This window comes from Halarchaeum grantii, from assembly GCF_014647455.2.
Taxonomy (GTDB): domain Archaea; phylum Halobacteriota; class Halobacteria; order Halobacteriales; family Halobacteriaceae; genus Halarchaeum; species Halarchaeum grantii.
The window spans coordinates 17,156-26,357 of the sequence record NZ_BMPF01000002.1 but is presented as its reverse complement, the minus strand read 5'-3'; the positions used below and the strand labels follow the sequence as shown (position 1 = coordinate 26,357).

Genomic DNA, 9,202 nt, shown 5'->3' with positions numbered 1-9,202 from the left:
CGGCGAAAGACCTACCGGAACGGTTTTCGGGCGCCGTCGCCGACTCTCGGGGTATGACCGTCGCGGAGGAACGCATCGAGCGACTCACCGCGCTCGCCGAAGCCGCCGCGCGCGACGGCGAGTACGGGCGCTCGCGCGAGTACGTCCGACTCGCCCGCCGTATCGCCGAGCGCAACCGCCTGCGCCTCCCCCGCGACCTCGTCCGCTTCACCTGCGACGCCTGCAACACCTACCTGATTCCCGGGCGGAACGCCCGCGTCCGCCTGCAGGACGGCCACGTCGTCGTCACCTGCGACTGCGGTGCGCAGGCGCGCTACCCGTATCACTGAGCTCCCGGTCGTCGCGTGACGCGGCCGAAGGCCGAAGCTTCAAACCCTCTCCGCGAGTTAGCGGGGACGTAATGGCTGATCTACGCACGAAAGCCCACGAGGCGGACGTGACCGTCTGGGTCGGGAAGGCCGGAATCGCGTCCGTCGTCGACGAACTCGACGACCAACTCGGTGACCGGGACGTGGTGAAGGTGAAGTTCCTCCGCGCGTCGCGGGGCGGGACGACTACCGAGGAGCTCGCCGAGGAGCTCGCGGAGAAGGCGAACGCGGAGGTCTTCGAAACGCGCGGGAACACTGCCGTCTACACCCGATGACGGGCGTCGCGCTCCCGCTTCAGGCTGGCGCGTCCACCGGGAATGCAGTCGGTGACTTCCTCGCGCGCTACATCGACGCCTCCTACGCGGGACCGGTCGGGAAGGCGATCACCTTCCTCGTCGCCGCCACCGTCCTCTACTACGTCGGGAAGGCGGTCGTGCTCCCCCTCGTGAGTCGCGTTCTCGAGCGTCGCGGCCTCGACGAGCACGCTAAACGCCCGCTCCGGAAGGTCACGTCGATCGTCGTGCTGTTCGTCGCCGTCGGCGTCGCGTTCGCGTTCGCGGGCTTCGGGAACATCCTCACCGCCGTCGCCACCATCGGCGCGGCCGCGACGCTCGCCATCGGCTTCGCGATGCAGGACGTCCTGAAGAACTTCGTCGCGGGTATCTTCATCTACACGGACAAACCGTTCAAGATCGGCGACTGGATCGAGTGGGACGGCAACTCCGGCATCGTCGAGGACATCAGCCTCCGCGTCAGTCGCGTGCGCACCTTCGACAACGAACTCCTCACCGTCCCGAACTCGAACCTCACCGACGGCGTCATCAAGAACCCCGTCGCGAAGGACAAGCTCCGCGTCCAGTTCGAGTTCGGCATCAGCTACGACGACGACATCGAGACGGCCACGGCCATCATCGTCGAGGAGGCCGAGAAGCGCGACGACATCCTCGACGACCCGGGCGTCTCCGTGCGCCTCACCCAGCTCGGCGACTCCTTCGTCGGCCTCAAGAGCCGCTTCTGGATCGCCGATCCCTCGCGCGCCGACTTCGTGCGGACCCGCAGCGAGTACGTGCAGGCCGTCAAGGAGCGCTTCGACGAGGAGGGCATCGACATCCCCTACCCGACGCGCACGCTCGAAGGCGCCGTCACCGTCAACGGCGACGCCGTCGACCCCGAGGCCTTCGACGCCGAATAGCGACGCCTGCCTCTCCTCCGCTTTTGCGGTCCGCACGCGTCGAGCACCACCGAGCCGGCGGCTCGTGGGCGGTGAAAACCGATATGAATGGTGGACAGGCCGTGGTCGCCTGACCGTTCCGGGACGGATAGTCCCGGTCGCCTCCTCCACCCCGCGACCCTTCGAGCGACGACCGTCCGGTGCTCCGCTGCTCACTTCCGTGCCTGGCGGGATCGCACCGACGAACCGTGCTACGACGCCCCTGCAGGCGCGTAGACGACGGACCGTCGCCCCCGAAGGACGAGGTTTCGACGTCGGCTTCCGGGGTCCGACCCGGGCGGGCCGGACTCCCACGGCGTTCGGTCCCCGCTAATGACCATTTCGCGGGCGAGGGGCGGGGCCAAACCGCCCGACCTAGTCCATCTCTGCGTAGTCGGGTTTCACATAAGGGCCTTTCGTTAACCCGGGCGACGGGGGAAGACCTTAGGGTCGGGACGGCCGAGAGTGGTGTATGGGACTGGCGAACACGGCGAGCAAGGTGAGTAAGCTGACGGACCTCGCGGAGAAACTCTACAAGCGCGTGGAGTCGATGCGCGAGCAGATACACGAGATGCGCGACACCGTGAGCGAGACGAACGAGCGCGTCGCCGACCTCGAGGACGACCTCGCCGAGCAGCGCGCGCTCCTCGAAGCCATCGCCGCCGAGAACGCCGTAGACGCCGAGGCGGTGCTCGCCGACCTCGACGACGAGGACCTCGACGACGCGGACGCGTAAGCCTACTTCAGGCGGCCGTGTTCGACCTTCAGACAGCGGTCCTGCACGACGAGCAGGCCCCCCTCCTCCGCGCGACGCGCCGCCTCGTCGTCCTCGATGCCGAGTTGCGTCCAGACGACCCGCACGTCCTCGCGCGCGAGCGCCTCCTCGACGATGCCCGCGACCTCCTCGCTCGGCCGGAAGACGTCCACGACATCGACTTCCTCCTCGACGTCCGCGAGCGAGTCGTACGCGCGCTCCCCGAGCACCTCCTCGGCCGTCGGGTTCACCGGGACGATACGGTAGCCGTGCTCCTGCAAGTACTTCGGGACGTCGTGGGCGGCCTTCCCGGGCGTGCTCGAACAGCCGACGACCGCGATCGTCTCGTAGTCGAGTATCTCCGCGAGCGTCTCGTCGTCCTCGACGGGCATACGTGGGCGTTCGCACGCGACGCCGAAAAACCTAGAGGCCCCGACCCTCACTCACGCGAACGTCCGCCCGACGACGAACGCCGCCGCCGCGAGCACCATCCCGTACTTCAGGAGGCCCTGCGCGCGCGTCGGGTCCGAGAACGCCAGATAGGCCGCGTACGCCATGACGGCGTCCGCCGGCACGACGACCGCGAGGTAGGCGACACCGAACAGGTCGGTGACGTAGGGGAGCGGGCTCGCCAGAACCGCTAGCGCGAGCACGCCCGCCGCGACGAGGAGCGCGGGTCGCTCGCCGACCGCGATCGGGAGCGTGTTCAGCCCCTCCTCGCGGTCGCCCGCGACGTCCTCGACGTCCTTTACCACCTCGCGCGCGAGCGTCGAGAGCGCCGCGAGCAGCGCGAGCACCGCGCCCGCGAGCGGCCGGCCGACCGCCGCCGCACCGAAGAGGAACGTGCTCCCACCGAGGTACGCGACGACAGCGTTTCCCGCGCCCGGCAGACCCTTGAAGAGCTTCGTGTACGCGACGAGCGCGACGAGGTTCACCGCCGCGATCGCGACCGCGACCATCGGGAGGGAGAGCGCGAGCACCACCGCCGCTGCGAAGAGGGCGACGCTGAACGCGAGCGCCGCGCGCGGCGACACCGCACCCCGCGGAATCGGGCGCTCGGGTGCGTTGATCCGGTCGATCTCACGGTCGAAGTAGTCGTTGATCGCGTTCCCCGCCGCCACCGCGAACACCGTCGCAAGCGCCGCCACCAGCGCGGCGCCCGCGAGCGGCCGACCCGCGACGTACGCCCCGATGAGCGTCAATACCCCCGCGAGGACCGCGTTCAGCGGTCGGCAGAGGTCCAAGAGTCCACGCGCCCGCTCGCCGAGAGACATTACGGCAGCGTCGTCGGCCCACCCGCATAAACGCCCGCATCTCGCGCACGCCGAACCGCGGGACTTAAGCGCCACCGCCGGGAACGAACATACGCGGGCGTTTAGCTCAGCTTGGACAGAGCACTTGGCTTCGGACCAAGACGCCGCGGGTTCAAATCCTGCAACGCCCACTCGCAAACCGCCCGAATCGACGCCAACTCGATTCTGGCGTCTCGGGGCGTCTTCCTCTCTTTCACGCCGTTTTAGCTTCGTTCGAGAACGACGTATTTTCTGATCCAAACAGGGTAGTTTGCGCGCCCCGTCTCCGTCTGGCGATCGCGCTCGTACGGAGGGTGGGCACACGCGTGTCGGCGCGCCGGACCACCAATCCTTATACGGGTTTCGCGAGTCCCTGCGGGTATGTTGGGTCCCGTTCTCTCAGTGCTTCCAGCGCAGGCGGGCGCCACCGGGTTGACGCCGTCGATCGTGGTCGTCCTCGTGGTCGTCCTGCTCGCGCTCGTGCTCTTCGTGACGGAGGCGCTCCCGATCGACGTCACCGCCATCACGATCATGGTGGTGTTGATGGTGCTGGGGCCGTGGACGGAAGTCTCGGTCGCGGAGGGGATCTCGGGGTTCTCGAACCCGGCGACGGTCACGGTGCTCGCGATGCTCATCCTCTCCTCGGGCGTCTCGAAGACGGGGCTCGTCCAATCGGTCGGGAAGCGGATGGCGTCGTTCGCGGGCGACAACCCGATGAAGCAACTCGGGGCGACCATCGGCGTCGCGGGGCCGGTCTCGGGGTTCATCAACAACACGCCGGTCGTCGCCATCCTCGTCCCGGTCATCACGGACCTCGCGCACGAGGGGAAGAGCTCGCCCTCGAAGCTCCTGATGCCGCTCTCCTTCGCGTCGATGTTCGGCGGGATGCTGACGCTCATCGGGACGTCGACGAACATCCTCGCGTCGAGCGTCGCGGCGGACCTCGGCGTCGCGGGCGCGCCGTTCTCGATGTTCGAGTTCACGTCGCTCGGCGTCGTGGTGCTCGTCGTCGGCTCGATCTACCTGATGACGGTTGGCTATCGCCTCCTCCCGGAGCGCGTGCCGGCGCGCGACGACTACCTCGAGGAGTACGAGATTCAGGACTACGTGACGGAAGTCGTGGTTCGGGAGGACTCGCCGATCGTCGGCGAGACGGTTGCGCGCGCGATCGACGACGCGGTCTTCGACGCGGACATCCTCCAGATAACGCGCGATCACGAGACGTTCTTCGAGGGGATCGACAGCAAGCGCATCCGCGCGGGCGATGTCCTGATGTTGCGTACGGACCGGGAGACGCTCGCGACCATCGCCGAACTCGACGGCCTCGACCTCACGGGCCTGCCGCGCACCGAGGCGGAGATGGAAGAGGGCCGCGACGAGCAGTCGCTCGTCGAGGTCGTCATCCAGTCGGGGTCGGCGCTCGTCGGCGAGACGCTCACGTCGACGTCGTTTCGCCAGCGCTACGACGCGAACGTCCTCGCGTTCCGGTCGCGCGGTGAGACGGTGCGCTCGCGCCTCGACGACGTCGAGTTGCGGATCGGGGACACGCTCCTCGTGCAGGCGCCCGCTGACAGCATCGACCGACTCGCGCAGAACCCGGACTTCATCGTCGCGCGCGAACCCGAGGAGCCGAGCTATCGGACGGGGAAGATCCCGCACGCGGTCGCGATCATCGTCGGCGTCGTCGCGCTCGCCTCCCAGCCGTTCCTCCCCGTGAACATCGTCGTGACGGCGCTCGGCGGCGTCGTCGCGATGGTGCTCACGGGCGTGTTGCGCCCGAGCGAACTCTACGAGAGCGTCGACTGGGACGTCATCTTCCTGCTCGCGGGCGTCATCCCGCTCGGCATCGCGATCGAGCAGTCGGGTGCCGCCGCGCTCATCGGGCGCCTCGTCGCATCGACCGGAGAGGTGCTCCCGCTCATCGGCGTCCTCTGGGTGTTCTACATCGTGACGGGGTTGGTGACGAGCGTCATCTCGAACAACGCCTCGGTGGTGTTGATGATCCCGGTCGCCGTCGAGACGGCGAGTCGCCTCGGCGCGAACGCGTTCGCGTTCGTCCTCGCCGTCACGTTCGCGGCGTCGACGGCGTTCCTGAGCCCCGTGGGCTACCAGACGAACCTCTTCGTCTACGGGCCGGGCGGCTACAAGTTCAGCGACTACGTCCGCGTCGGCGCCCCCCTGCAGGTGCTCCTCTCGGTGGTGACGGTGCTCGGCATCGTCTTCTTCTGGGGCGTTCGCCCCGCGTGAGCGGCGGCCTCGGCGGACGACGCAGTCGCTACCGTTATACCGGCGCGTGGCTTGAGGCCGACACAGAATGGTGCGGAAGAAGACCCTGAGCCCGAGCGGGGCGAAGGGTGCCGACGGCGAGTACCACAACGCACACGTGAACATCCACGAGGACGAACTCCTCGTCGCGGGACTGGACATCGGCGAGGAGGTCTTCGTGCGGACGCGCGACGGCCGCATCGTCATCCAGCGCGCCGACGCGGTGACCGACGACGCCTAGTTACTGATACATGTTCGAGAGGGTGCGCGATCGCGCCGTCGAGTCGGCGTGTTCCTCCGCCCCCGTCGTCTGTGCACGCCGATACTGCTCGGCCATCTGCTCGAGTCGGTCCTCGATCTGGTGGGCGTCCGCTTCGAGTCGTGCGGTGTCGATGTCGAAGTCGACGAGCGGTTCGAGCGCCTCCTCGATGACGGCCCGCGCGGCGCGCGGGTCGGGGATGTAGGGGTTCGCACGAACCACGAGCGCCGCCGCCGGCACGTCTCGCTGGTGACACGCGGCGAGGAGCGACCCGGTCGCGCCGCCGACGAGACCCGTTCCCTCGGCGAGCGCGATGCCGGCGTCAGAGAGGTCCCGTGCGACGTCGTCCGACGTCGCGATGCCGGCGACGTCACCGACCTGCTGTTGTGAGTCTGCGGGCGCGCCGACGAGGAGCACCACGCGGTCGAGGCGGTCGCCGAGGCCGTCGAGGAGGCCCTCGGCGAGCGCGTCGGCGCCGCCGTCGTCGAGCGTGACGTCGGACTGGAGCGTCATCACGGCGGGATCGTCGCCCGCGTAGACGCGCACCGGGTCGCGCACGCGGCCGTCCGCGAACGAGGCGACGCGGGGGAACGCGGGCGACGTGACGGTGCCGTGGTGGTCGAGGCCGAGTTGGCGCGTGACGAGGTCGACGGCGATCGCGGCGACGAGGCCGTGCCCGGGCAGGCCCTCGACGAGCGTCGCGGGTTCCGCCGGGGCGTCGGTCACGCGCTCGAACGATGCGTTCGGAGTGACATCAGTCATGTACGCCCGTGGGTTCGCCGCGCTCTTAGAACCACTCCCCGGTCGCGCCGCTCCGCGACGGCGCCGGCCGCGTCGCGCGCCACGCGGCGGCTACGGTTCCGGGACGACGCGTTCGTCGCCGAGCTCCTCGCGGAGCACGCGGAGCGCGGCGCGCAGCGACCCGTGCTCGGCCAAGTAGGTGAGGCCGACGCTCGACTTCACGACGTTCGCTGCCGTCCCGCGGAAGACCTCGGGGCCGAGCTGCGCGACGGCGTCGTCGCCGACGCTGATGAGCCAGCCCGGCGTCTCGAACGCCCACTTCTCGAGGTGCGCGGCCGCCTCGTCGTTCCGCGCGGCGTTCAGCACGCGCTCGACGTTCTTCGCGACCGTCGGCGACGCGCGCACCGCGGCCTGTGCGCTCGCGGGCACGCGCTCGCCGTCCGCGTCCACGACGCGCGCGGCGTCACCGACGACGAACGTCCGCTCGTCGAGGCGGAGGTCCGCGCGCACGTCGCGTCGCTCGCCGCCGAGCGCGTCCGGCCCGCGAATCCCGCCCGTCCACGCGAGCGCGTCGTAGCGAAACGACCCCGCGTCGGTCTCGACGTCGTCCTCGCCGACCGCCGTCACGGTCGTCCCCGTCTCGATGCGGACGCCGCAGTCCGCGAGGGCGTCGTGTGCGGCCTCGCGGAAGCGCGCGGGGAAGGTGGGTGCGACCGCGTCCGCCTGCTCGACGAGTACGATTTCGACGGCGTCAGCGACGCCCTCCCCTTCGGCGAGCGCCGCGAGTTCGCCGGCCGTCTGGATGCCGGCGAGGCCCGCGCCGGCGACGACGACGGTGCCGCCGCCGGTGTCGACGACGTCGAAGAACTCCCGGCGGAGCGCGGCGGCGTGCTCGATGCGCTTCAGCGGCGTCGCGTGCTCCGCGACGCCCGGGATGTCGTAGTCGGCCGTCTGCGAGCCGAGCGCGACGACGCCGACGTCGTAGTCGAGCGTCCCGTCGTCGAGTTGGACGACGCGCCCGTCGGTGTCGACGTCCTCGACGGTCGCCTCGCGCACGTCCGCGCGCTCGGTGAGTTCGGTGAGCGGGATCGAGACGTCCTCGACGAGGTCCGGATACCGGAGGAGTCGGTGGAGTTCGTGCTGGACGAGGTGGTCGCCCGTCTCGTCCACGAGCACGAGTTCGTCCCCGGGCGGGAGGCGCTCTTCGAGCTTTCGCGTGACCAGCAGGCCGGCGTAGCCACCGCCGAGTACTGCGACGCGCATACCCGCACTTCGCGGGGGTGGGCCTTCGGGTTTCGGGCCCTAGAAGAGCGACTCGCTCGCGTGCAGCACGCGTGCGGGGCCGCCGACGCGCCAGACGCGCGTGTCGACGCCGGTCGCGGCGATCCGCTCCTCGACGGCGTCGACGTGCTCGGCGTCCGTGTTCACGTAGACGGTCGCGCCCGTGTCCGTGGAGAACCACGCGGGGACCCCCGAATCTCGCAGCTCGCGCACCGCGTCGAACACCTCGAGCGTGTCGGGCTTCCAGTAGACCCACCCTTCGGGGCCCGTCATCGTCGTCGCGGCGAGCGAGAGCGAGTCGTGCTCCGCCGTCTCGAAGACGCGCGCCGTCTCGCCCTCGCGGACGGCGTCGCGCATCTCCGCGAGCTGGTCCTCGACGTGGACGCGCCGCGCGTCGAACATGTGGCTCTCCTCGGCCTCGTCGTGGGCGGCTTGGGTCTCCTTGTACGCGGGGACTTCCGCGATGACGATGCGGACGTCGTCCTCGAGCTCGTCGGCGGCGCCGAGGCGGTGGCTCCGGCACTCCGCGTCGCTCAGCCCGCCCCCGAGGTCGGAGTAGCCGCCGGTGACGGCGCGCGCCGCCGAGGCCGAACCGCGTCGAGCGATGGTGGACATCTCGGGGTGCGAGAGCTCGAGCCCGGCGGCCTCGCAGGCGGCGACGGCGGCCGCCGCGAACCCCGAGGCGGAGGAGCCGAGGCCGATGTTCGTCGGGAAGTCGTTCTCGCTCACGAGCTTCGCGCGCGTCTCGATGCCGGCGCGCTCGCGCACCTCGTCGAGGACGCTCGCGATGCGCTCGGCGCCCCGGCCCTCGACGGCGTCGCCGCCGATGACGTACTCGTCCGCGTCCAGGTCGTCGTCGAACGCGACGGTCGTCTTCGTGTGCGCGGGCGCGGTGCAGACGCTGATGCTGTCGTGGTACGGGTAGCGCGCGTCGTGGTCGCGCATCCCGTGGTACTTCACGAGGCCCTGAATCGGGTGGGCTTTCGCGGTCGCCTTCATACCACATCCGGCGGCGGACGCGGCCATAAAGCC

At 69.8% G+C, this 9,202-nt stretch carries 11 protein-coding genes, 1 tRNA gene and 1 other RNA gene; 7 read left to right on the top strand and 6 right to left on the bottom strand.

Annotated features, from left to right (window positions below; genetic code table 11):
- The first annotated feature begins 53 nt into the window (after positions 1-53).
- The 3 genes from IEY12_RS06340 (at position 54) to IEY12_RS06330 (ending at position 1,560) form a co-directional block, all read left to right on the top strand.
- Positions 54-329, top strand: coding sequence for a ribonuclease P protein component 4 (locus tag IEY12_RS06340; protein ID WP_188880403.1), 276 nt, complete (start codon positions 54-56; stop codon positions 327-329).
- A gap of 71 nt (positions 330-400) precedes the next feature.
- Positions 401-643 carry a YhbY family RNA-binding protein gene (locus tag IEY12_RS06335; RefSeq protein ID WP_188880402.1) on the top strand — a complete coding sequence of 81 codons (243 nt, stop codon included), beginning with the start codon at positions 401-403 and terminating at the stop codon, positions 641-643.
- Positions 640-1,560 (top strand): mechanosensitive ion channel family protein, encoded by a 921-nt coding sequence (locus IEY12_RS06330; RefSeq protein WP_188880401.1) that lies wholly within the window; start codon positions 640-642, stop codon positions 1,558-1,560. The genes IEY12_RS06335 and IEY12_RS06330 overlap by 4 nt, the downstream gene beginning before the upstream one ends.
- A gap of 88 nt (positions 1,561-1,648) precedes the next feature.
- Here IEY12_RS06330 and ffs read toward each other — a convergent pair.
- Positions 1,649-1,964: signal recognition particle sRNA (gene ffs, locus IEY12_RS06325), an RNA gene on the bottom strand.
- Between the two features lie 86 nt (positions 1,965-2,050).
- Between ffs and IEY12_RS06320 the strand changes: the two genes are divergently transcribed.
- Positions 2,051-2,314 carry a DUF5798 family protein gene (locus tag IEY12_RS06320; protein ID WP_188880400.1) on the top strand — a complete coding sequence of 88 codons (264 nt, stop codon included), beginning with the start codon at positions 2,051-2,053 and terminating at the stop codon, positions 2,312-2,314.
- A gap of 2 nt (positions 2,315-2,316) precedes the next feature.
- On the opposite strand, the gene IEY12_RS06315 is transcribed toward IEY12_RS06320, so the two are convergent.
- Positions 2,317-2,724 (bottom strand): CoA-binding protein, encoded by a 408-nt coding sequence (locus IEY12_RS06315; RefSeq protein WP_188880399.1) that lies wholly within the window; start codon positions 2,722-2,724, stop codon positions 2,317-2,319.
- A 51-nt stretch (positions 2,725-2,775) separates the two neighbouring features.
- On the bottom strand, positions 2,776-3,606 hold the full coding sequence (locus tag IEY12_RS06310) for a geranylgeranylglycerol-phosphate geranylgeranyltransferase (protein ID WP_188880398.1): 831 nt from the start codon (positions 3,604-3,606) through the stop codon (positions 2,776-2,778).
- 95 nt (positions 3,607-3,701) lie between these two features.
- On the opposite strand from IEY12_RS06310, the gene IEY12_RS06305 reads away from it, so the two are divergent.
- The 3 genes from IEY12_RS06305 (at position 3,702) to IEY12_RS06295 (ending at position 6,130) form a co-directional block, all read left to right on the top strand.
- A tRNA-Arg gene (locus tag IEY12_RS06305) sits at positions 3,702-3,776 on the top strand.
- Positions 3,777-4,005: 229 nt separating this feature from the next.
- On the top strand, positions 4,006-5,871 hold the full coding sequence (locus IEY12_RS06300; protein WP_188880397.1) for an SLC13 family permease: 1,866 nt from the start codon (positions 4,006-4,008) through the stop codon (positions 5,869-5,871).
- A 67-nt stretch (positions 5,872-5,938) separates the two neighbouring features.
- A complete protein-coding gene (locus IEY12_RS06295) occupies positions 5,939-6,130 on the top strand; it encodes a hypothetical protein (RefSeq protein WP_188880396.1) in 192 nt (63 codons plus the stop codon).
- Here IEY12_RS06295 and IEY12_RS06290 read toward each other — a convergent pair whose 3' ends face one another.
- From IEY12_RS06290 to mvaD, 3 genes are all read right to left on the bottom strand, one after another.
- A complete protein-coding gene (locus tag IEY12_RS06290; protein ID WP_188880395.1) occupies positions 6,131-6,910 on the bottom strand; it encodes a proteasome assembly chaperone family protein in 780 nt (259 codons plus the stop codon). It lies immediately after the preceding gene.
- A 90-nt stretch (positions 6,911-7,000) separates the two neighbouring features.
- The gene (locus tag IEY12_RS06285; protein WP_188880394.1) at positions 7,001-8,152 is read right to left on the bottom strand and encodes an NAD(P)/FAD-dependent oxidoreductase; all 1,152 of its coding nucleotides are present in this window, start codon (positions 8,150-8,152) and stop codon (positions 7,001-7,003) included.
- Between the two features lie 39 nt (positions 8,153-8,191).
- Entirely contained in the window at positions 8,192-9,169 is a 978-nt protein-coding gene (gene mvaD, locus IEY12_RS06280; RefSeq protein ID WP_188880393.1) for a phosphomevalonate decarboxylase MvaD, read from the bottom strand.
- Positions 9,170-9,202 lie beyond the last annotated feature (33 nt).